The 21,281-nt window shown below is 69.7% G+C and carries 18 protein-coding genes; 9 read left to right on the plus strand and 9 right to left on the minus strand.

The features are described from left to right. Nucleotides 1-54: 54 nt before the first annotated feature. Nucleotides 55-1,062: a LacI family DNA-binding transcriptional regulator gene (locus tag L942_RS40250; RefSeq protein WP_037370592.1), complete on the minus strand. Its 1,008-nt coding sequence runs from the start codon at nucleotides 1,060-1,062 to the stop codon at nucleotides 55-57. Nucleotides 1,063-1,427: 365 nt separating this feature from the next. Between L942_RS40250 and L942_RS40255 the strand changes: the two genes are divergently transcribed. The 5 genes from L942_RS40255 to L942_RS40275 all read left to right on the plus strand — a co-directional run bounded on the left by L942_RS40255 (nucleotide 1,428) and on the right by L942_RS40275 (nucleotide 12,516). Then, complete coding sequence (locus tag L942_RS40255; RefSeq protein ID WP_037370593.1) at nucleotides 1,428-5,015, plus strand: CARDB domain-containing protein; 3,588 nt, start codon at nucleotides 1,428-1,430, stop codon at nucleotides 5,013-5,015. A gap of 79 nt (nucleotides 5,016-5,094) precedes the next feature. After that, nucleotides 5,095-8,763 carry a CARDB domain-containing protein gene (locus L942_RS40260; RefSeq protein WP_037370594.1) on the plus strand — a complete coding sequence of 1,223 codons (3,669 nt, stop codon included), beginning with the start codon at nucleotides 5,095-5,097 and terminating at the stop codon, nucleotides 8,761-8,763. Nucleotides 8,764-8,927: 164 nt separating this feature from the next. Continuing rightward, a complete protein-coding gene (locus tag L942_RS40265; protein WP_037370595.1) occupies nucleotides 8,928-9,212 on the plus strand; it encodes a DUF1905 domain-containing protein in 285 nt (94 codons plus the stop codon). A gap of 115 nt (nucleotides 9,213-9,327) precedes the next feature. Next, nucleotides 9,328-11,475 carry a N,N-dimethylformamidase beta subunit family domain-containing protein gene (locus tag L942_RS40270; protein ID WP_051166570.1) on the plus strand — a complete coding sequence of 716 codons (2,148 nt, stop codon included), beginning with the start codon at nucleotides 9,328-9,330 and terminating at the stop codon, nucleotides 11,473-11,475. Nucleotides 11,476-11,493: 18 nt separating this feature from the next. Then, the gene (locus L942_RS40275; RefSeq protein WP_037370596.1) at nucleotides 11,494-12,516 is read left to right on the plus strand and encodes an LLM class flavin-dependent oxidoreductase; all 1,023 of its coding nucleotides are present in this window, start codon (nucleotides 11,494-11,496) and stop codon (nucleotides 12,514-12,516) included. Nucleotides 12,517-12,614: 98 nt separating this feature from the next. On the opposite strand, the gene L942_RS40280 is transcribed toward L942_RS40275, so the two are convergent. Genes L942_RS40280 through L942_RS40300 form a run of 5 tightly spaced genes read right to left on the minus strand, consistent with a single transcriptional unit; the run spans nucleotide 12,615 to nucleotide 16,470 of the window. Continuing rightward, nucleotides 12,615-13,277 carry a 3,4-dihydroxy-2-butanone-4-phosphate synthase gene (locus tag L942_RS40280; protein WP_051166571.1) on the minus strand — a complete coding sequence of 221 codons (663 nt, stop codon included), beginning with the start codon at nucleotides 13,275-13,277 and terminating at the stop codon, nucleotides 12,615-12,617. Further along, nucleotides 13,274-13,855, minus strand: coding sequence for an NADPH-dependent FMN reductase (locus tag L942_RS40285; protein WP_037370597.1), 582 nt, complete (start codon nucleotides 13,853-13,855; stop codon nucleotides 13,274-13,276). Before L942_RS40285 ends, L942_RS40280 begins: the two co-directional genes overlap by 4 nt. Next, entirely contained in the window at nucleotides 13,831-14,679 is an 849-nt protein-coding gene (locus L942_RS40290; protein WP_063695848.1) for a creatininase family protein, read from the minus strand. Before L942_RS40290 ends, L942_RS40285 begins: the two co-directional genes overlap by 25 nt. Nucleotides 14,680-14,698: 19 nt before the next feature. Beyond that, nucleotides 14,699-15,106: a RidA family protein gene (locus L942_RS40295; RefSeq protein WP_037370599.1), complete on the minus strand. Its 408-nt coding sequence runs from the start codon at nucleotides 15,104-15,106 to the stop codon at nucleotides 14,699-14,701. Continuing rightward, nucleotides 15,103-16,470: a purine-cytosine permease family protein gene (locus L942_RS40300; protein ID WP_037370600.1), complete on the minus strand. Its 1,368-nt coding sequence runs from the start codon at nucleotides 16,468-16,470 to the stop codon at nucleotides 15,103-15,105. Before L942_RS40300 ends, L942_RS40295 begins: the two co-directional genes overlap by 4 nt. A 193-nt stretch (nucleotides 16,471-16,663) precedes the next feature. On the opposite strand from L942_RS40300, the gene L942_RS40305 reads away from it, so the two are divergent. Further along, on the plus strand, nucleotides 16,664-17,830 hold the full coding sequence (locus tag L942_RS40305) for an LLM class flavin-dependent oxidoreductase (RefSeq protein WP_037370601.1): 1,167 nt from the start codon (nucleotides 16,664-16,666) through the stop codon (nucleotides 17,828-17,830). 45 nt (nucleotides 17,831-17,875) lie between these two features. Here L942_RS40305 and L942_RS40310 read toward each other — a convergent pair whose 3' ends face one another. The 3 genes from L942_RS40310 to L942_RS40320 form a co-directional block, all read right to left on the minus strand. Next, nucleotides 17,876-18,460: a helix-turn-helix domain-containing protein gene (locus L942_RS40310; protein WP_063695849.1), complete on the minus strand. Its 585-nt coding sequence runs from the start codon at nucleotides 18,458-18,460 to the stop codon at nucleotides 17,876-17,878. Nucleotides 18,461-18,568: 108 nt separating this feature from the next. After that, on the minus strand, nucleotides 18,569-19,039 hold the full coding sequence (locus L942_RS40315) for a hypothetical protein (protein ID WP_037370602.1): 471 nt from the start codon (nucleotides 19,037-19,039) through the stop codon (nucleotides 18,569-18,571). 696 nt (nucleotides 19,040-19,735) lie between these two features. Beyond that, nucleotides 19,736-19,939: a CsbD family protein gene (locus L942_RS40320; RefSeq protein WP_440201371.1), complete on the minus strand. Its 204-nt coding sequence runs from the start codon at nucleotides 19,937-19,939 to the stop codon at nucleotides 19,736-19,738. Nucleotides 19,940-20,128: 189 nt separating this feature from the next. Here L942_RS40320 and L942_RS40325 point away from each other — a divergent pair, with 189 nt between their 5' ends. The 3 genes from L942_RS40325 (at nucleotide 20,129) to L942_RS45150 (ending at nucleotide 21,280) form a co-directional block, all read left to right on the plus strand. Beyond that, nucleotides 20,129-20,590: an Asp23/Gls24 family envelope stress response protein gene (locus tag L942_RS40325; RefSeq protein WP_037370605.1), complete on the plus strand. Its 462-nt coding sequence runs from the start codon at nucleotides 20,129-20,131 to the stop codon at nucleotides 20,588-20,590. 187 nt (nucleotides 20,591-20,777) lie between these two features. After that, entirely contained in the window at nucleotides 20,778-21,107 is a 330-nt protein-coding gene (locus tag L942_RS40330; protein WP_051166573.1) for a hypothetical protein, read from the plus strand. Continuing rightward, a complete protein-coding gene (locus L942_RS45150) occupies nucleotides 21,104-21,280 on the plus strand; it encodes a hypothetical protein (RefSeq protein WP_037370607.1) in 177 nt (58 codons plus the stop codon). Before L942_RS40330 ends, L942_RS45150 begins: the two co-directional genes overlap by 4 nt. Nucleotide 21,281: the final 1 nt, after the last annotated feature.

The following is a 21,281-nucleotide window of genomic DNA, read 5'->3' on the forward strand; positions in this document are numbered from 1 at the left end:
AGGCGCAAGAACTCGACGAAAATCTGAAACTTATGGACAGCAGAGAGGGGACAGTCAGGCAGTCCGGCGGGCAGTCGAGCCGCGCACCACCAGCTCCGGCGCGAACAGCAGTTCCTCCACCGCGACCTCGCCGCCGTTGATCCGCTTGACCAGCAGTTCGACCACCGCCCGGCCCATCGCCTCGATCGGCTGGCGCGTGGTCGTCAGCGGCGGGTCGGTGCAGTTCATCAGGGCCGAATCGTCGTAGCCGACCACCGAGATGTCGCCCGGCACGGACAGGCCTTGCCGCCGGGCCGCGCGGATCGCGCCCAGGGCCAGCGGGTCGCTCGCGCACAGCACCGCGGTGGCGCCGCGCGGGTACAGCCGCGCCGCGGCGGCGTGCCCGCCCTCGATGGAGAACATCCCGTGCTCCACCAGTTCGTCCAGCACCGGAAGGCCGAGCTTCGCGGCGTGCACCCGGAACGCCTCGAGCTTGCGCCGCGACGGCACGTGGTCCTTCGGCCCCAGGACCAGGCCGATCTTCTCGTGGCCGAGCGAGCTCAGATGCCCGACCGCCTGCTCGACGGCCACCGCGTCGTCGCACGAAACCTGCGGCAGGCCGAGGCGGTCGACCGCCGCGTTGATCAGCACCGTCGGCAGCCGCCGCTCCACCAGGCGGTGGTAGTGCGAGTGCACGGCGTCGGCCTGCGCGTACATCCCGCCGGCGAACACCACGCCGGAGACTTGCTGCTGCAGCAGCATCTCGACGTACTCCGCCTCCGACACCCCGCCCGCGGTCCGCGTGCACAGCACCGGCGTGAAGCCCTGCTGGGCCAGCGCGTTGCCCATGACCTCGGCCAGCGCCGGGAAAATCGGGTTCTGCAGCTCCGGCAGCACCAGCCCGACGAGCCGGGCCCGTTCGCCGCGCAGCTGGGTGGGCCGTTCGTAGCCCAGCACGTCCAGCGCGGTGAGCACGGCGGCCCGGGTGCTCGCGGACACCCCGGCCTTCCCGTTGAGCACCCGGCTGACCGTGGCTTCGCTGACCCCGACCTGGCGGGCGACTTCGGCAAGACGACGCGTCATAGGTGAAAGTTACCGCAAACCAGCGCAAAATTTCGACGGGACGCCCGCATGGCTTGCTCTCGCGGAGAAACCGCTGGTCGTGTGGCTGACTGATCGACGAGCGGCGTTGACTTCCCGGCGGCAGTCGGCTGTAATTCTTGAACGAATCAGTGAAAATACCTGACGAGATCCCGGGCAAACCCGGCAGCTGTCCCAGGGATCCGGCCGGCCTCAACGAAGAGGTGCCATGTCGACCGTTCCGCGCTGTTCTCGTGCGCCCCCGGACCGGGGTTCCCGCCGGTCCGCTCCCTGGTCCCTGCCGTCCCGCGCCACGCGGGGCGCTTCCGTTCGAGTCGTCTCCCTCCTCCCTGGATCAGAGGAAACCCATGAGAACGAAGCGACTGCTCGCGCGCGCCGCGATCGCCGCCCTGTCCCTGCTCCTGACCGCACCCGCCTGGCCGGCCAGCGGTGCGCCGGCCGGCCCCGCCGCCGCGCCGGCCGTCCGGCCCGCCGCGCAAGCCGCCACCGCGACGTACACCGCCAGCAGCCAGTTGCCCGGCTATCCCGTCGCCAACGTCGGCGACGGCAACCAGGCCACCTACTGGGAAAGCGCGAACAACCAGTTCCCCCAATGGATTCAGGCCGATCTGGGCGCGCCGGCGGATGTCGCGCAGCTCGTGCTCAAACTGCCCGCGAACTGGGAAGCCCGCACCGAAACCTTCGCCGTGCAGGGCAGCGCGAACGGCGCGAGCTTCAGCGACCTCGTGCCCTCGGCCGGCTACCGGTTCGACCCGGCGACCGGCAATACGGTCACCGTCAACCTCACCGGGAACACTCGCTACGTCCGGCTGAACATCACCGCCAACACCGGCTGGCCCGCCGCGCAGCTGGCGGAGTTCGAGGTGCACGGCCCGGCCGGCGGCGACCCGCAACCGCCGTCCGCGCCGGGCAATCTCGCCTACACCGAGCCCGCGAGCGGCCAGATCCGGCTGACCTGGTCGGCGTCCACCGACAACACCGGGGTCACCGGCTACGACGTGTACGCCAACGGCCAGCTCCGCGGCAGTGTCGCCGGGGATGTGCTGACCTACACCGACAACCAGCCGGCCAGCGCGAGCGTTTCGTACTACGTGCGCGCTCGCGACGCGGCGGGCAACCAGTCGGCGAACAGCAACACCGTGACCCGGAACGGCACCCAGAGCGGCACGAATCTCGCGCTGCACAAGCCGATCACGGCGTCGTCGACCCAGCAGACCTACGTCGCGGCGAACGCCGACGACGATTCGGTGACCACATACTGGGAGGGCAGCGGGGCGTATCCGAACCTGCTGACCGTGGCGCTCGGCTCGCACGCCGACCTCGACCGCGTCGTCGTGAAGCTCAACCCGGACCCAGCGTGGAGCGCGCGGACGCAGACGATCGCCGTCGAGGGCCGCGACCAGGGCGCGACCGACTTCGCCACGCTGGCGCCCGCGCAGACCTACAGTTTCGACCCGGCGAGCGGCAACACCGTGACCATCCCGGTCAGCGGCCGGGCCAGCGACGTCCGCCTGCGCTTCACCGCCAACTCCGGGGCGGGCGGCGGCCAGGCGGCGGAATTCCAGGTCTTCGGCGTGCCCGCGCCGAACCCGGACCTGACGGTTTCGGACGTGTCCTGGTCGCCGCAGAAGCCGGTGGAGACCGACGCGATCACCGTGTCGGCGACCGTCCGCAACGCCGGGACGGCGGCCTCGGGCGCGACCGACGTGAACCTCTACCTGGGCAAGACGAAGGTCGGCACAGCGGCGGTCGGCGCGCTCGCGGCCGGAGCGGCCACGACGGTGTCGGCGACCATCGGCGCCCGGGACGCGGGCAGCTATGACGTGACCGCGAAGGTCGACGAGGCCAACACCGTCATCGAAACGAACGAGGACAACAACTCCTACACCAGTGCGACGCCGCTGGTCGTCAATCCGGTGCAGAGTTCCGACCTCGTCGCGGCCACCGCTTGGTCGCCGAACAACCCCGCCGCGGGCAACACGGTTACCTTCACCGCGACCCTGCGCAACCAAGGCACTGTCGCGTCAGCGGACGGCGCGCACGGCGTCACGGCGACGATCGCCGACCAGAACGGCACAGTCGTCAAAACGCTGAGCGGTTCCGCTGCCGGGGTAATCGCGCCCGGAGCCACCGCCTCGGTGTCTCTCGGCTCCTGGACCGCAGCGAACGGCCGGTACACGGTGAAGACGGTCGTCGCGAACGATGCCAACGAGCTGCCCGCCAAGCAGGGCAACAACACCAGCACGCAATCGCTGTTCGTCGGCCGCGGCGCCAACATGCCGTACGACATGTACGAAGCCGAAGACGGCGTCGTCGCGGGCGGGGCGACGGTGATCGGTCCTAACCGGACGATCGGCGACCTCGCGGGCGAGGCGTCGGGCCGCAAGGCCGTCACGCTGAACTCGACGGGCTCCTCGGTCGAATTCACCACCCGCTCGGCGACCAACACGCTCGTCACCCGGTTCTCCATCCCGGACGCGCCGGGCGGCGGCGGGCAGAACGCGACGCTGAACGTGTACGTCGACGGAACGTTCCTCAAGGCCATCGACCTGACCTCGCACTACGCGTGGCTCTACGGCGCCGAAGCCTCTCCGGGCAACTCGCCGAGCGCCGGACCGGCCCGGCACGTCTACGACGAGGCCAGCATGCTGCTCGGCACGACCGTGCCCGCCGGCCACAAGATCAAATTGCAGAAGGACGCGGCGAACAGCTCGAACTACGCGATCGACTTCGTGAACTTCGAACTGGCCGCGGCGGCCGCGAACCCGGACCCCGCGCACTACGCGGTCCCGGCCGGGTTCAGCCAGCAGGACGTGCAGGCCGCGCTGGACAAGGTGCGCCAGGACCCGAACCTCACCGGCGTCTACCTCCCGGCCGGGCAGTACTCGATGACCGGCAAGGTCACCGTGTACGGCAAGCCGGTCACACTGCTCGGCGCCGGGCCGTGGTTCACCCAGTTCACCGCGCCGGCCGGGCAGGAGAACACCGACATCGGGTTCGACGCGCAGGCCAGCGCGAGCGGGTCGACCTTCAGCGGATTCGCCGTGTTCGGGAACTACACGTCCCGCATCGACGGACCCGGCAAGGTCTTCAACTTCACCGGCGTCACGAACATGACCATCGACAACATCTGGGTGGAGCACCAGGTGTGCCTGCTCTGGGCGACCAATGTGGACAACTCCACGGTGAAGAACTCCCGCATCCGCGACACCTTCGCCGACGGCGTCAACTTCACCAACGGCAGCACCGGCAACCACGTCACCAACAACGAGGCCCGGTCCACCGGTGACGACAGCTTCGCGTTGTTCGCCGCCACCGACATCAACCAGGGCAACCAGTACGACAACGTGTTCGAAAACCTGACCGCGCTGCTTCCGTGGCGGGCGGCGGGCATCGCGGTGTACGGCGGGTACAACAACACCTTCCGGAACCTCTACATCGCGGACACGCTGACGTATTCCGGGATCACGCTCAGCTCGCTCGACTTCGGCTATCCGTTCCTCGGGTTCGGGCCGCAGCCGACGACTGTGCAGAACGCCTCGCTGGTCCGCACCGGCGGCCATTTCTGGGGCAAGCAGACGTTCCCGGCGATCTGGATGTTCTCCGCGTCCAAGGAGTTCCGCGGCATCCGGGTGTCCGATGTGGACATCCAGAGCCCGACCTACAGCGGCGTCATGTTCCAGACCAAATACGACGGGAGCCAGCCGGAGAACCCGGTCCAGGACACGGTGCTGACCAACGTGTCGATCTCCGGGGCGCACCGCAGCGGCGACGAGTTCGACGCCAAGTCCGGGATCGGCGTCTGGGCGAACGAGCTGCCGGAACCCGGTCAGGGCCCGGCGGTCGGGTCGGCGACGTTCACCGGGCTCACGCTGAGCGACAACGACCAGGACATCCGGAACACGACGACCACGTTCACCATCAACCGCACCTGAGCACGCGGGCGCCCGCCGGACTCCCGGCGGGCGCCTCGTCCCCCTTTCCCCGCAGAGAAGAGAAGACGCCGTGACCCGTATGCGTTTGTCCTGTCTCGTCGCCGGTTTCCTCGCCGCCGGGCTTTTCGCGGCCGGCCTCACCCCGGCCGCCGCGGCCGGAGGCCCCTCGCCAGGCCCCGCTCCGAACGCGGCGGACGTGCCGTTGGCCCGAACAGTGTCCGCGAGCAGCGTGCAACCCGGATATCCGGTCGCCAACGCCTTCGACGGCAACCAGGCCACCTACTGGGAATCGGCCAACAACGCCTTCCCGCAATGGATCCAGGCGGACCTCGGCTCGGCCAAGCCGCTGTCGCGCATCGTGCTGAAGCTTCCGGCCGCGTGGGAATCCCGCACTCAGACGTTCACCGTGCGCGGCAGCACCGACGGCACCGCGTTCACCGACCTGGTCCGCTCGACCGGATACCAGTTCGTCGCCGGAACCAATACCGTCACGATCCCGATGACCGCGTCCGCCCGTTACGTGCGGCTGGACGTCACCGCGAACACCCAGTGGCCCGCCGCGCAGCTGTCGGAGTTCGAGCTGTACGGCCCGGACACGGGCGACACCCAGGCCCCGACCGCGCCCACGAACGTCACGCTGACCGAGCCCGCGTCCGGGCAGGTACGGCTGACCTGGTCGCCGTCGACCGACGATGTCGGCGTCACCGGCTACACCGTCTATCGCGACGGCACGCCCGTCACCACGGTCACCGGCACGACGTTCACCGAGAACCGGCCCGCGGGCACGCGGACCGAGTACTTCGTGCGCGCCAAGGACGCGGCCGGGAACGAGTCCGCGGACAGCAACCACGTCGTCCGGGCCGGGACGCAGACCGGCCAGAACCTCGCCGCGGGCAAGCCGATCGAGGCATCCTCGACGGTCGGCGCGTTCGCGGCCGCCAACGCGAACGACAACAACACCGGCACTTATTGGGAGTCCTCCGCGGGCTACCCGAACACCCTGACCGTCAAGCTAGGCGCCGACGCGGACCTCGATTCGGTCGTCGTCAAGCTCAACCCGGACCCGATCTGGAGCGCACGGACCCAGAATTTCGAGATCCTCGGCCGCGCGCAGGGCGCCGCGGAATTCACTCCGCTGTCCGCCCGGGCCGACTACCGCTTCGACCCGGCGGCGAACCAGAACACCGTGACGATCCCGGTCGCCGGCCGTGCCGCGGACGTGTGGCTGCGGTTCTTCGCCAACTCCGGCGCGCCCGGCGGCCAAGCGGCCGAGTTCCAGGTGTTCGGCACCCCCGCGCCCAACCCGGACCTGGTCGTCACCGGCATCGAGTGGACTCCGGCGAACCCGACCGAAGCCAGCGACCTGGCCGTGTCCGCGACAGTGCGAAACGCGGGTTCCGCCCCGGCGGCCGCGACCACAGTCGACGTGAGCGTCGGCGGCGCCGTCGTCGGGTCCGCGCCGGTCGGCGCGCTCGCGGCCGGAGCGTCAGCCAAGGCGACCGTCCCGGCGGGCAAGCGACCACAGGGCGCCTACCGCGTGGCGGCCACCGTCGACCCGGCCAACACTGTGTCCGAACAGGACGAAACCAACAACACGTTCACGTCGCCGACGCAGCTGGTGATCGCGCCGGCACCGGGACCGGACCTCGAGGTCACCGGCATCACGTCGAACCCGCCGAACCCGGCCGTCGGCGCGCCCGTGTCGTTCACCGTCGCCGTGCACAACCGCGGCACGAGCGGCGCGGGCGCCTCAGTGACCCGGCTGTCCGCCGGGAACACGACGCTGAACGCCGACACCCCCGCGATCGCGGCTGGCGCCACGGCGAACGTCGCGCTGCCCGGCACGTGGACCGCAGCGAACGCGACCCTCACCGCGACCGCCGACGCGACCGACGTCGTCGAGGAGACCAACGAAGCCAACAACGCGTTCTCGCAGGCGATGGTGGTCGGCCGAGGCGCCGCGCTGCCGTACGTCGAGTACGAAGCGGAAGCAGCGCAGTACCAAGGCCAGCTGCTGGAGACGGACCCGCTGCGCACCTTCGGGCACACGAACTTCGCGACCGAATCGTCCGGCCGGAAGTCCGTGCGACTGGCGAATCCGGGCCAGTACGTCGAATTCACCTCGGCGAACCAGGCGAACTCGATCGTGGTCCGCAATTCGATTCCGGACGCTCCCGGCGGCGGGGGACAGGACGCGACGATCAGCCTGTACATAAACGGGACCTTCGCACAGAAGCTCACTCTGTCGTCCAAGCACAGCTGGCTCTACGGCACCACCGACGACCCCGAAGGGTTGACGAACACGCCGGGCGCCGACGCGCGGCGGCTGTTCGACGAATCGCACGCGTTGCTCACGCAGTCGTACCCGCCGGGCACGAAGTTCAAGCTGCAGCGCGACAGCGGCGACACCGCGGCGTTCTACGTCATCGACCTGATCGACCTCGAACAGGTCGCGCCGGCCCTGCCGAAACCGCCCGAATGCACGTCGATCACCGACTACGGCGCCGTGCCCGACGACGGGATCGACGATTCGGAGGCGATCCAGCGCGCGGTCACCGACGACCAGAACGGCGTGATCAGCTGCGTCTGGATCCCGCCGGGCCAGTGGCGGCAGGAACGCAAGATCCTCACCGACGACCCGGACGTGCCCAACGGCGGCGGGCAGTACAACCAGGTCGGGATCTCGAACGCGGTGATCCGGGGTGCCGGGATGTGGTATTCGCAGCTGTACTCGCTGATCCAGCCGCAGGACGCGGGCGGCATCAACCATCCGCACGAGGGCAACTTCGGGTTCGACATCGACAAGAACGTCCAGATCTCCGACCTCGCGATCTTCGGCTCCGGCCGGATCCGCGGCGGCGACGGCGGCGCGGAAGGCGGCATCGGCCTCAACGGCCGGTTCGGCGCCGGCACGAAGATCTCGAACGTGTGGATCGAGCACGCGAACGTCGGGGTCTGGGTCGGCCGGGACTACAGCAACATCCCGGCGCGGTGGGGTCCGGCCGACGGACTGGAGTTCAGCGGCATGCGCATCCGCGACACCTACGCCGACGGCATCAACTTCGCCAACGGCACCCGGAATTCGCGGGTGGTGAACTCGTCGTTCCGGACGACCGGCGACGATTCGCTCGCGGTGTGGGCGAATCAGTACGTGAAGGATCCGGCGGTCGACATCGCGCACGACAACGTCTTCCGGAACAACACCGTGCAGCTGCCGTGGCGGGCCAACGGAATCGCGGTCTACGGCGGGTACGGGAACACCATCGAGAACAACCTGGTGTCCGACACGATGAACTACCCGGGCATCATGCTGGCGACCGACCACGACCCGTTGCCGTTCTCCGGGCAGACGCTGATCGCGGGCAACGCCCTCTACCGCTGCGGCGGGGCCTTCTGGGGCGAACAGCAGAAATTCGGCGCGATCACGTTCTTCGCCCAGGGCAAGGACATCCCCGGCATCGTGCTGCGGGACACGGAAATCCGCGATTCGACCTACGACGGAATCCAGTTCAAGACCGGCGGCGGCGCGATGCCGGACGCGAAAATCAGCAACGTGCGGATCGACAAGTCGAACAACGGCGCCGGAATCCTCGCGATGAGCGGCGCCCGCGGAAGCGCGACGCTGTCGGACGTGACGATCACGAACTCGGCGACGGGAGACATCGTCCGCGAGCCGGGATCGCAGTTCGTCGTCGCCGGCGGGCCAGCCCCGGCGGCGGCCGCTCGCGGCCGTCGCGGGACGCGTTAAGGGGAGAGCGGTCCGGTGCCGGGGCGGGTTCCGTCCCGGCACCGGGCTGTCGCCCTGAGCAATCGCCGGCAGGTTTCTCCGGCTGAGGACGGGTACCGTGTCGAAATCCCGCGCCCAGGTTCGTACCTCGAGGTGAAGGTCCACCCGAGACGAAGGAGAGTCCGATGGAGACCGGCGAACTCAACGAGGAATTCACCGCGACGCTGCGCAAGAGCCCGGCCAAGGGCGGCCACACCTACCTGGTCTGGCCCGGGTCGGCGGAGTTCTTCGGCACCCGCGGCCTGGTGAAGGTCCGCGGCACCGTCGACGGCGAGCCGTTCCGCAGCTCCTTCATGGCGCTCGGCGACGGCACGCACAAACTCCCGGTCAACGCGTCGCTGCGGAAAGCGATCGGCAAGGAGGCCGGGGACACGGTGACGGTCGTCCTGCTGGAACGCCTCGCCCGCTGAGCGGTTGGGCTTATCGGGTGGTCGTCCCGGCGCGGGGTAAACGCCCGGGCCCCGCCCGGGCGTTTACCCCAGCAGACGGGTGCGAGGCGACGCACCGTGAACTGCTGGGGGAGACATGGGGATCATCAGCGGCCGTCCGGCCTTGCCGATCACCGAAGCGCCCGAGCTGCCCGTGCGTCCGGCCACCGCATCGGGAACCGGAGCGTTCGATCCGCACCAGCGGTGGAGCAGGCTCGTCGGCGGCGGCGACGGAAACGTCTACGCCGTGCAGGCGGACGGCGCGCTCTACTGGTACCGGCACCGGGGCTGGCCCACCGCCGCGTTCGACTGGGCCAACCAGGGCTTCGGGGTGCTGATCGGGTCCGGCTGGCAGGACTTCGTCACTGTGCTCGGCGATCTGAACGGCGTCCTCTACGGCGTGCGCGCGGACGGGACGGTGCTGTACTACCAGCGTCTCGTGTCCAATGCGGATACCGGGGCGGGGACGTGGGCCAACAACGGCACCGGGGTCGTCGTCGGCACCGGGTTCACCGCGTTCCCGAGGATTTTCGGCGGTCCCGGCGGGGTGATCTGGTGTGTGGACGCGGCCGGAATCCTGTACCGGTCGCGGCGGATCAACGGCGTCTTCGAAACGCCCCAGCAACTCGGCGACGGATTCAACGTCGCGCGTTACCTGTTCTCCGACACCGCGAACGTCATTTACGCGGTCAGCGGCACCGGGGCGCTCACCTGGTTCCGCTACCGCGACGGCATCGGATGGGCGAACGGCGGGATGCCCGTCGCGATCGGCGACAACGACTGGTTCGAGCTGTTCCGCCGGGACCTGTTCGCCGGAGGCGGCAACGGGGCGGTCTATCTCATCCGGATCGACCACTCGACAGTGCCGGGCGACGACGGCGACCTCGTCGAACTGCGCCTCGCCAACCACGAGACAGTCGACACCGACGGTGGCCCGCGCTGGATCAACAACGCGACCGGTGTTGTCGTCGGGCACGGCTTCACCGTCGAACGCAGCGCCGGGCTGCAGGGTTATCCGCAGCAGCAGAGCGTGCCTGCCGGCGGCCGGGTGTCGATCGCGCTGTCGACGGCGTTCAGCTCGGTCACCGCGCAGCTCGTGCGCGTCGTACCCGGCGGGGACACGCCGGAGGCGGTCACCGCGACGACCACCGTCGCCGGCGGCCTCCAGATGGCGGCCGCGAACTACCGCTCCGCCGGATGCGGCTGGGCCGAGCGCTACGCCGCCGACATTCCCGCGTCCTGGCCGTCCGGGGTGTATGCCGCGCGGATGACCGGCCGGTTCGGCCGGGTGCAGCACATCCCGTTCGTGGTGCGGCCCGCCGCACCCGCGCAGAACATCGCCGTGGTGCTGCCGACCAACACCTACCACGCGTACAACGGCTGGGGCGGGCACGACCAGTACTCCGAGGGACAGGACGGCGTCCGGCGCGCCATCTCGTTCCTGCGGCCCAGCTACACCTGGCTGATCGCGCCGAAAGGCCAGTACGACGTGGAGTTGTACAGCGATCTGGAACTGCTGCGCTGGCTGAGCGCCGAGCAGATCGGGTTCGACTGCTACACCGACCACGACCTGCACACCGGCGGCTGGCTCCCGTCCTATTCCGCGATCGTGCTCGGCTCGCACCCGGAGTACTTCTCGATGGCCATGCGCGCCAATCTGGCGGACTATCTCGCGGCCGGGGGCAGCGTCATCGGCACCGGCGCCAACCAGATCTACGAGCGCGCGGAGTTCGACGCGGACGGCACGACGCTGACGTTCCGCGCCGCCGACGGCAGCCGCGACCTGTTCCTCGACCACTACGACCTGCCGGAGTCGCAGCTTCTCGGGGTGAATTTCGAGTACGAGGGCTGGATGACCTTCGCGCCGTACCGGGTGCTGCGCGACCACCCGTTCCTCGCCGGGACCGGCCTGGCGGTCGGCGGCGAGTTCGGCGCGCACGGGCGCAACGGCGCCGCGAGCGCGTGGGAATTCGACACTCTCCAGGGCCTCGACGGCGAGGTCCCGCCGAGCGCGGTCATCGCACAGGGCACGAACCCGACCGATCGCGCGGGCGCGGCGATGGCGTGCAAGGAGCTGCCTGGCGGCGGGTTCGTGTTCAGCGCGTCGTCGATGACCTTCACCGGGGCGATCCGGGTGGACCCGGTGGTGCGGCGGCTGCTGCGGAACGTGTTCGACCGGGCGCTCAGCCGTCCCGCGCCGGCGAGTCCGGACCCGGCGGCGGCCGCCGGGAATGCGCTCGGGTAGTTGAACGTTTGACGATGCGTGAAGAACATTGGCTTCCTCTCGTTCGGCCACTGGTCGCCGAGCCCGCACTCCGAGACGCGGTCGGCCGCCGACTTCCTGCACCAGTCGATCGACCTCGCGGTCGCGGCCGAGGAGCTGGGCGTCGACGGCGCGTACTTCCGCGTGCACCACTTCGCCCAGCAGGCGGGCAGCCCGTTCCCGCTGCTCGCGGCCATCGGCGCGCGGACGTCGAAGATCGAGATCGGCACCGGCGTGATCGACATGCGCTACGAGAACCCGCTGTACATGGTCGAGGACGCCGGCGCGGCCGACCTCATCTCCCGGGGCAGGCTCCAGCTCGGCGTGAGCCGGGGCTCCCCCGAGCAGGTGATCGACGGCTGGCGGTACTTCGGCTACGCCCCGGCCGAGGGCGAGACGGACGCGGACATGGCCCGCGACCGCGTCGAGGTCTTCCTGAAGCTGCTCGAGGGCGAGGGCTTCGCCAAGCCGAACCCGCGGCCGATGTTCCCCAACCCGCCGGGCCTGCTGCGGCTCGAACCGCACTCCGAGGGCCTGCGCGACCGCATCTGGTGGGGCTCGGGCTCGAACGCGACGGCCGTCTGGGCGGCGAAACTCGGCATGAACCTGCAGAGCTCGACGCTCAAGGACGACGAAACGGGCGAACCGCTGCACGTCCAGCAGCGCAAGCAGATCGAGGCGTACCGGCAGGCGTGGAAGGAAGCGGGCCACGAGCGCGAGCCGAGGGTGTCGGTGAGCCGCAGCATCTTCGCGCTGACCAACGACCTGGACCGCGCGTACTTCGGCCGCGACCGCCACTCGCGCGACCAGATCGGCATGATCGACGAGAACACCCGGGCGATCTTCGGCCGCTCGTACGCCGCCGAACCGGACGAACTGGTGCGGGAACTGAAGGAGGACGAGGCCGTCCAGGCCGCGGACACCCTGCTGCTGACCGTGCCGAACCAGCTGGGCGTGGACTACAACGCCCACGTGCTGGAAAGCATCCTGACCCACGTCGCCCCGGAGCTGGGCTGGCGCTGACCCGAGCCGGACGACGGGGCGGCAGGAATCGGCCGCCGCCCCTCGTCAGGTCTTCGAGCTGAACAACCGGGCGACGCCAGCCCCGGGATTCCTTGCGGTCAAGGCGAATCCGGCTCAGCCCAGGTCCACCAAGGAGGCTCGCACCGGCCCAGAGGCCGCACACGCGTGCGTACCGACGCCGAATCGAGCACCGGCAAGCCGTGCCCGGCGGCGAAGGCGGCAGCCTCGTCCGGGGCGGCCATCCGGGTCGGATCTTCCGGGCTGACCAGCGCGGCGAAGGCGGCGGCCGCGGGCCGTCCAGCCAGCAGGCACAGCTCGACGGCCGCTTCGGGGATCGCGGGCCTGCTCAGAATCCCCCGCGGGCGGACGGCGTACGGAAGCACGTGACCCGGCCGGCAGAGGTCTTCCGGCCGGGTGCCGCGGTCGGCGAGGCGGCGGATCGTTTCCGCCCGGTCCGCAGCCGAGATTCCGGTCGAGACACCGGTCGCGGCGTCGACCGCGACGCACCAGCCGAGGTCTCCACCACGGCGGAAGCTCGGCCGCATGGGCGGCAAGCCGAGGGCGTCGCACCGGTCGGCGGGCAGTGCGACGCCCAAGAACCCAGACGTATGCCGCACGACGAACGCGAGTGCGGCGGTCGCAGCTTCCGCTGCGGGCAGGACCAACGCCGCGTCGCCGACTCCGGTGAGCACGACCGGCCGGCCGTGCGCGAAGGAGTCGAGAAGAGCGTCGATCGGGCGTGCGTCGAGCGTCCCCGTCATGCGACCGTCCGGATCTCCGCGGTCGCGAACTGGGCTACTTGTTCGGCGACGGTCGCGAGTTGGGCGGCGAGTTTCCGATCGGTGACACGGCCGTCGACGGCGAACGGCTGAGCGGCCGAGTCGACCACGACGCCGAGCGGAGTCGGCCAGCCGCGCAGGGCGTGCACGGTCGAGCGCAGTGACGTCAACGTCGTGACCCCGGCCTGCGGCCCGTACGCGCTGACGATGCAGCCGACCGCGCGTTCGTGCAGGTAAGGACGGTCGTCGTCGGCAAGGTCCTGCAGATAGTCCAGGGCGTTTTTGAGCAGTCCGGACAGCCCGCCGTGGTATCCGGGGGTCGAGATCAGCACGCCGTCGGCGCGGCGGACGGCGTCGAGGAAGGCGGTCGCGGACGGGGAACGGCTCGCGAGATCCGGCTCGTACATGGCGAAGGCCAGGTCTCGGGCGGTGAACAGTTCGGTGCGGGCCCCGTGTTCGCGCACGTGGTCGAGCGCCGCGCGGAGGGCTCGTTCGGAGGAGGAGTCGGGGCGGACGGTGCCGCCGATGCCGACGATCAGCGGCGGACGGTGGGGGTGCATGGCGAACCGGCTTCCTGGGACGAGGGGCTGCTGGGTTGTCGAGTCCGGGCGGAGCCGGGGAAGTCGAAGCGAGCGACTTCGCCGAGCTGATCGGCCAGGGTGGCGACCATCGCCTTGAACCCGCTCGCGCCCGCCTCGGCGCTGGCCAACGTCGGGTCGCCGAGGTAGCCCTCGGCGCCGAAATCGTCGGCCAGCCAGCCGAAACTGACGCTGCCGCCGAAGCGGGCGTGCACGTTGTCCGCCATCCGCGCGGGGATCCGCCGTTCCGCCGAAGCGAGGTCGACCAGATCGGGGCGCAGGTGCAGCATCAGGGACGTTTCCGCCGCACCGCCGTGGATCCCGAGCCCGTTTTCGCTCGCCGCCCAGGCCGGGTCGTGCTCCTCGGGGAGGAAAACGTTGACGGCGAAGGTCAGGAGACCGTAGGCCAAGCGAAGATCTCGCAGCGCGGTCTGAATCTCGGACACGTTCCCGCCGTGCCCGTTCACCAGGACGATCCGGCGGATCCCCGCGGCGGCGACCGAACGTCCGAGGTCGTCGAGCACCGCGGCGAAAGTCGTGGTGGACAAGGAAAGCGTTCCTGCCGCCCAGGTGTGCTCGACGGACCGGCCGTAGCTGATCGTCGGCAGGAGCCACAGGTCGAGGTCTTCGCCGTGGGCGGCAACGACTTCCTTCGACACTGCTTCGGCGACGAGCGCGTCGGTGGCCAGCGGGAGGTGCGGGCCGTGCTGTTCGATGGCGCCGACCGGCAGCACCGCGACCGAGGACGGCCCGCAGGCGGCTTGGACCTGGGAGGCCCGCAACTCGGCGAAAAACCGCGAGGTCATCAAGAATTCTCCTTCCGGTTCAGGAACCGAGACAGGCGACGACCCGGATCTCGACCCGCATCTCGGGGGTGGCCAGCGGGGGATAGATCAGCAGGGACGCGTACGAACGCTCGGCCAGCAGCTTCGGCGCGTGCTGGGCCAGCCAGTCGTCGCGCACCCGCATGTACTCCGCGCGGTCGGCCGGATCGGCGAGGAACTGGTCGAATTGCACGACGTCCTCGAACTCGGCGCCCGCGTCGGCGAGCAGCCGGCGCACTCGGTCGAGCGTGACCAGGGTCTGCGCGGCGACGCCGCGGGCGGGCCGGCCGTGTTCGTCGGTCACGCCGTCGATTCCGCTGAGGAAGACGAAGCCGCCGGCCGCGGCTCCTCTGCCCCAGGGCTGGACCGTGGCGCCGTATTTCAACGGGCCAAGCGCTTGCTTCGTCACACGTCGGCCTTTCGGTAGCGTCGGATGAGGTAGTAGGCCAGGGCGGCGACCGCGCCCGCGACCCACGGGGTGAGGTCGCCGAACTGCGGGAAGCGGGCGGCGAACGCGCCGGTGTAGAGGCTTTGGTCCATAAACGGGACGGAGACCGCGATCGCGATCACGAACGCCGCGAGTCCGGGGCGGAACCGCCGGGCGCGGTCGAAATACCGCCGCGGGTCGATCTCCTCGCGGCCGAAGACCACGGCGTCCACGACGACGATCCCGAGCCACGGGCCGATCCAGTACCCCATCAGGAAGAGGAAATTCTGGAAGGTGCCGAAGACGGATCCGGCGTTGTGCCCGGCGACGAAGCCGACCGCGGTGCCCAGGACGCCGATGATGACCGCGGAGATCCAGCGGCGCACCTTGGCGCCGACCATCAGCAGGCCCAGCGAGGCCGTGTAGATGTCCAGCACGCTGCCGGAAATCGAGGCCGCCAGCAGCGCGACCAGGATCACCGCGGCCAGGCCGGCCGGGATCAGCTTCGCCACCAGGTCGGTCGGACTGTCCACAGTGATCACGGTGCCGATCGCGGCCCCGACGACCGCCATCCACAGCCCGGCCAGCGAGGCGCCGGAGAACGCCGCGAACAGCACGCGCCGCCGGGAGGTGCCGCGCGGCAGGTAGCGGGTGTAGTCCGAACCGCCGATCGACCAGCCGAACGTTCTGGTCGAAGCCAGCGCGACGGTGGTCAGCATGCCTCCGGCGACCCCGCCCGCGCCGCGGTGCAGGACGTCGCCGGACGCGGCGAGATCGCCTTTCGCCAGGCCGTACCAGGTGAGGATCAGGAACAGCACGGACGCGACGATCGCGAGGAAGCGTTCGGCCTGGTGCACCAGGTCGTGTCCGACGATCGCGATGACGATCTGCACCGCCGCCACCGCGACGAGCGAAGGCAGGAACGGCAGTCCGAACAGCTCGCGGACGATGTACGCGCCGAGCACGGTGTTCACCGCGAAGTAGCCGAGGCCGGTCAAGCAGAGGAGAAGCACCGGCAGGAAATTTCCGTAGTAGCCGAACGGAATCCGCGATTGGATCATCTGCGGCACGCCGGCTCGCGGCCCCATCGAAGCGGCGAAGCCCAGCAGCACGCTGCCGATCAGGATGCCGATGGCCAGGGAGAGGACGGCCGCGCCGAAGCCGAGGCCGAGGAACGCGGTGGGGATGGCGCCGACCGCGAGCGCCGAGTACTGCAGATTTCCCGCGAACCACAGGGAAAACGCGGAGCGCGGCGAACCGTGGCGCTGGTCGTCGGGAATCCTTTCGATGCCGTGGTGCTCGACGGATACGGCGGGTGGGCGGACTGCGTGGGCGTCTTTGACCATCTGTCCTCCAGCGGAAGAGCCCCCTGCGGCGGAGTGTTGATATAGGTAACACGGCTGGCACAGCCTGCGCTGCGCTGTCCGGAGATGTCAAGAGGGTGTTGAGGTCTTGACACTCTGCAGGTCGCGCCGCACAGTGTTGATATTACTTACATTTGCTGGCGACCCGGCCGAGCCCGGGCGGGATGGAGGCGCTGTGCGGCACGGAGTGTTTTTCTTCGGCTCGGTCGAGATGCCGGACGTGCTGGCCGGGAACCCGGTGCCGGCCGCGCGGCGCCGGGCCACTCGCGAGCAGGTGTGGCACGCGCACGAGCGGCTGGTCGAGATGGGCGTGGTGGCAGAGGAGCTGGGATACGACAGCTATTGGCTGGCCGAGCACCATTTCCAGCACGAGGGCTACGAGGTCGTGCCCAACGCGATGATGCTGGAAGCGCATCTGGCCGCGCGGACTTCGCGGATCCGGCTGGGGTCGATGTTCAGCATCGTCCCGCAGTGGAATCCGCTTCGGTTGGCCGAGGATTTCAGCAGCCTGCTCAATCTCTCCGGCGGACGCGCGGTGCTCGGCGTCGGCCGGGGCACGGTGTCGCGCGAACTGCGCAGCCTCACCGCGCACCAAGCGGACATCGGCGTGCTGTCGTCCGCTGAGGAACGCAAGGTCATCGACGCGCACAACCGCGAGGTCTTCGCCGAGTACATGGACATCGTGCGCACGGCGTTGAATCAGGAAACTTTCTCCTACAACGGGAAGTTCTTCGAACTGCCGCCACCGGACAACCGCGACCCCGAGCACGATGCCGACACGCTGACGCTGGTGCCGGGTCCGTTGCATCCGGTCGAGATCTGGCAGGCCGTCACGAGTCCGCCCACTTTGGACTACGCGGCCGAGGTCGGGCACGGCTGTGTCTGGTGGAACCAGTACCACGGATACATCCGCCAGCAGTGGGAACGCTACGCCGAACTGTACGACCAGCGCCACGGCGTCCGGTTGGCTCCGGGGCAGAACCGTATTCTCGTGCTGCCGGTGCATATCGCCGACACGCACGAAGAGGCTTGGCGCACCGGGCGGATCGGGCACGACGAGTTCTGGAACCTGCTCGCGCCGTTCGGCTGGAGCAGCGGTTACCGAGGCGACGACGGCAACCGCGCGCCGGCCGGGCTGGTGCCGACCCTGGAGCAGTCCACGCAGCAGAAGTGCTGGGCGGTCGGCACGCCGGAAGAGGTCGCCGAGATCGTGCAGCACCACAAGGACACGCTCGGACTGGAACAGCTCGTGGTGTTCCCGCATTTCCCCGGGCACACCTACGACATGGCCGCCGAGCAGATGCGGCGGTTCGCCGAGCAGGTCGTGCCGCTGCTGCGCTGAGCTGCTTCCGGGCCGCGCGGCTGCCTCGGGCCGCGCGGCCCGCCGTCATTCTCCGGCGTTGATCAGCAGGACCCGGACGGGTTCGTCGCCCAGCCGGCGCCAGCGATGCGGCCGCGACCCCGGATAGGTCGCCACGTCGGCCTCGCCCAGCTGCTCGCGCCGCCCGTCGGCGAAATCCAGCTCGATCCGCCCGGTCACGACGTACAGCATCTCCTGCCCGACGTGCTCGAAATACTCGCCGAACTCCGCCGGGCCGCCGGTGTATTCGATGGGCTGCACCGGAAAACCGGCCCGCGACAGCGCCCGCGCGGTGGAACCGGTCGGGATTTCCGCACCGGGCATCACCATTCCCTCGTCGGCGCGCAGCAATCCGACGCCCTGCTCCGCGGGCCCGGCGAGCAGCGCCGACACGGTGGTGTCCAGCGCGAACGCGATCCGCTGCAGGGTGGCGACGCTCGCGGCGGCCAGCCCGCGCTCGAACTGGCTGAGAAACGCGTGCGACAGGCGGGAAACCTCGCCGACCTGCTTCAGCGTGAGCCCGCGCCCGCGGCGGAGTTCGCGCACCCGTGCCCCGAGTATTCGCGCCGGGTCCGGAGCGGATCCGGAATCGGGGGAGGGAGGGGTTCGCATTGGCCCGAGTATACCGGAGCGGGGCGTTCCGAAGTGGACTCCGCGGGGAAACGCGGCGACGCGCAAGGGAAAGTCTTCGGGAGCCGCTCCCGATGCGGAGCCGCGAGTTCACCAGCAGGCGCCGGAATGGATGCGGCCGCTTCGGTAGACGCGTTCGAAAGCCTTGATCGAACTGCAGAAGCCGTCGAGAACGTCGGTGTTGACGGCGTCTTCGACGCTCGCGCCGTCCTGCAGCGCGGTCCAAACACCTGGGGCGAGCTGGACGGCTCGAGTAGTGCCTTGCATCTGGAACCAATTGCGCACCTGATCAGGCAGTGAGGAGACCTTCACGACCTTGGGGTAGCCCGCCGGGAACGGCGCGGCGGGGAGTGTGGTGGTCAGCGCTTCGGCAGTGGTCGGGAAAGCCGTCGGGTCCGACGGCGGGCTGGCGGTCGACGGGGTGCTGGACGCCGTCGCGGACGAGGGAGGCGGGCTGGCCGAACTCGTTGTTTGGCCGGCGGGGCTGGTGCACGCGGCGCTGGCCAGAGCGACGAGCGCGGTGAGGAGGAGGCGCTTGCCGGGTCGTTTTCGCGGTGTCATCGCGGGTCAGCCTCCTCGGCCGTCCAGAGGCGGATCGGCCGTTCGCTGAGCGCCCGACCGGTCCAGGTAGTGCCCATCGGGTCGGCGGAGGCGAGCTGGTTGTTACTCGATCGGCGAAGCTCGTCGCCGAAAAGTGACCCTGGAACGTCGGCCCGAACCGCTCGGTCTCGCGGAGCGGTTCCCCGGCCGGGGCAGCACCGCCGCGTCGAACGAGACCCGGGCGATGAGCCCGGCCGCGACGCGCAGCCCACCCACGCGGGGGAGCGGTTCAGTGCGGCGAATTTTCCCCAGGCTTTTCTTCGTCACGTTACGCAATACGTGCGAGCGGCTTTTCGGCAACGCTCCGCCGAAGGGTCGGCCGGGGATCACCGAACCGCTCAAGCCCTTCGCGATCGTCGTGGTCAGCGTCGCGGAATCCCTCAACACCGGGACTTCGTCCAGCAGTTCCTGGAGAATGCCGGGGATCGCCGCGCTGACGTCTTTCTTGCTCTGTATTCCACCTTGCTGGTAATGCTGTTCATGAACCGCCGCATCAACGGTTCGGCGAGGTCGCCCCGAGTTCGCTGCACTCGTGCTCGACCCGGGCCGCCGCGGCGGAGCGTCGCTTCCGCTGGGGGATTCGCGCCGGGACTGGCCGGAAAGCGAAACGCGGGACCCCGCCCTGGTGGCAGAGGCCCCGCGTTCCAGAGGAGAAAGTCAGTCTTTCTTCAACGCGTTCTTGACTTTGCCGGCGGCGTCGCCGAGCGCGTCTTTCACGTTTTCGGCGGCTTCCTTGATGCCGGCCTTCGCCTGGTCGGCTTTGCCTTCGTTCTCCAGCTTCTGGTCGCCGGTCAGCGAACCGGCGGCTTCCTTGGCCTTGCCGCCGAAGTCGTCTGCTTTGGCGCCGATCTTGTCGCCCATCGACACGGGTTTCCTCCTTCATTGCCGAACAACGAACGCGGGAATGCGTCAGAGTGAACGACAATGCGGATCCCGAAACGTCACTCACCCGATGATGTGATCGTCGCCACTCGTTCGGGGCGTGAGTTTTGCGTGGCGGCGGAGTCGAACCGATGAACACAGCAACGGGAACCGACTGGAGGAGAACCGATGGCTTCGACGACTGACCCGGCGGCCAAGTCCCAGGACATGGAGAAGGTCAACGCGGGTCCGCTGACCAGCTCGCAGGGGACGACCACCGTCGCGGACGTGGTGGTGCAGAAGATCGCCGGGCTGGCGACGCGGGAGATCCCGGGCGTGTACGACCTGGGCGGGGGCGCGGCGCGGGCGTTTTCGGCGCTGCGGGAGCGGATCCCGGGCGCGACGGCGTCGGCCGGACAGGGCGTTTCGGTCGAGGTGGGGGAGAAGCAGGCCGCGGTGGACCTGCAGATCGTGGTCGAGTACGGGGTGTCGATCGCGGACGTGGCGCGTTCGATCCGGCGGAATGTGATCAGCGCGGTCGAGGGGATGACCGGGCTGGAGGTCGTCGAGGTGAACATCAATGTCGGCGACTTGCACCTGCCGTCGGACGAGGAGGAGGACGGCTCGGGCGACAGCGGCCGGGTGCAGTGAGCGCGCTCGCGGCGCGGCCGCCGGCAGCGGCGGCCGCGCCCGGCGCACCGGGTGACCGGGTCGTGTGTGCGGTGAACTCGCTGGTCGGGGCCAGCCGGATCGTCGCTGCGGGGCAGCGGTTGCCGGTAGTGGCGGCCGCGTCCGGCGGGCGGGGCGGTCGTGTCGTGCGGCGATGGGCGGGGGTGCGATGAACCCGTTGGAGGAGGCCCGCCGGATCGTGGCCGCGGTGCGGGAGCTGCCGGAGGTGGCGGACGTGCACAGCGGGTCGTTCGGCCGGGTCGCGACGCTCGGGGCGGGCGGCCGGGTCGGTGGGGTGCGGGTGACCGAGGAAGACGTCACGGTCGGGGTGACGGTGCGGACGCCGTTCTCGGCGGACGAGGTGGCGGCCGCGGTGCGCGCGGCCGTCGCAGCGGGCGGCCGGCCGGTGCATGTGGTCATCGCCGACGTGGAGGAGCCCGGCGGGGCGGAAACCGGGTCGGGAACCGGGTCGGACAACCAGAAGGAGACAGTGTCGTGAACGCAACTGGATTGGGGCTGATCACCGGCCTCGCGCTGGGGCTCGCCGCCGCGATCGGCGGGTTCGGCGCGTTCCTGCTGGTCCTCGTGCTGGGCGCGGTGGGGCTGCTGGTCGGGCGCCTGCTCGACGGGAAGCTCGACCTTTCCCAGCTCACCGGCCGCGACCGGGGGTGAG

The organism is Amycolatopsis orientalis DSM 43388 (genome assembly GCF_000411975.1).
Taxonomy (GTDB): domain Bacteria; phylum Actinomycetota; class Actinomycetes; order Mycobacteriales; family Pseudonocardiaceae; genus Amycolatopsis; species Amycolatopsis orientalis_D.

Excerpts from the sequence above, each read along its gene's own strand:
- L942_RS40250 (WP_037370592.1), bottom strand. The coding sequence starts at position 1,062 with ATGACGCGTCGTCTTGCCGAAGTCGCCCGCCAGGTCGGGGTCAGCGAA.
- L942_RS40255 (WP_037370593.1), top strand. The coding sequence starts at position 1,428 with ATGAGAACGAAGCGACTGCTCGCGCGCGCCGCGATCGCCGCCCTGTCC.
- L942_RS40260 (WP_037370594.1), top strand. The coding sequence starts at position 5,095 with ATGCGTTTGTCCTGTCTCGTCGCCGGTTTCCTCGCCGCCGGGCTTTTC.
- L942_RS40265 (WP_037370595.1), top strand. The coding sequence starts at position 8,928 with ATGGAGACCGGCGAACTCAACGAGGAATTCACCGCGACGCTGCGCAAG.
- L942_RS40270 (WP_051166570.1), top strand. The coding sequence starts at position 9,328 with ATGGGGATCATCAGCGGCCGTCCGGCCTTGCCGATCACCGAAGCGCCC.
- L942_RS40280 (WP_051166571.1), bottom strand. The coding sequence starts at position 13,277 with ATGACGGGGACGCTCGACGCACGCCCGATCGACGCTCTTCTCGACTCC.
- L942_RS40285 (WP_037370597.1), bottom strand. The coding sequence starts at position 13,855 with ATGCACCCCCACCGTCCGCCGCTGATCGTCGGCATCGGCGGCACCGTC.
- L942_RS40290 (WP_063695848.1), bottom strand. The coding sequence starts at position 14,679 with ATGACCTCGCGGTTTTTCGCCGAGTTGCGGGCCTCCCAGGTCCAAGCC.
- L942_RS40300 (WP_037370600.1), bottom strand. The coding sequence starts at position 16,470 with ATGGTCAAAGACGCCCACGCAGTCCGCCCACCCGCCGTATCCGTCGAG.
- L942_RS40310 (WP_063695849.1), bottom strand. The coding sequence starts at position 18,460 with ATGCGAACCCCTCCCTCCCCCGATTCCGGATCCGCTCCGGACCCGGCG.
- L942_RS40315 (WP_037370602.1), bottom strand. The coding sequence starts at position 19,039 with ATGACACCGCGAAAACGACCCGGCAAGCGCCTCCTCCTCACCGCGCTC.
- L942_RS40320 (WP_440201371.1), bottom strand. The coding sequence starts at position 19,939 with ATGGGCGACAAGATCGGCGCCAAAGCAGACGACTTCGGCGGCAAGGCC.
- L942_RS40325 (WP_037370605.1), top strand. The coding sequence starts at position 20,129 with ATGGCTTCGACGACTGACCCGGCGGCCAAGTCCCAGGACATGGAGAAG.
- L942_RS40330 (WP_051166573.1), top strand. The coding sequence starts at position 20,778 with ATGAACCCGTTGGAGGAGGCCCGCCGGATCGTGGCCGCGGTGCGGGAG.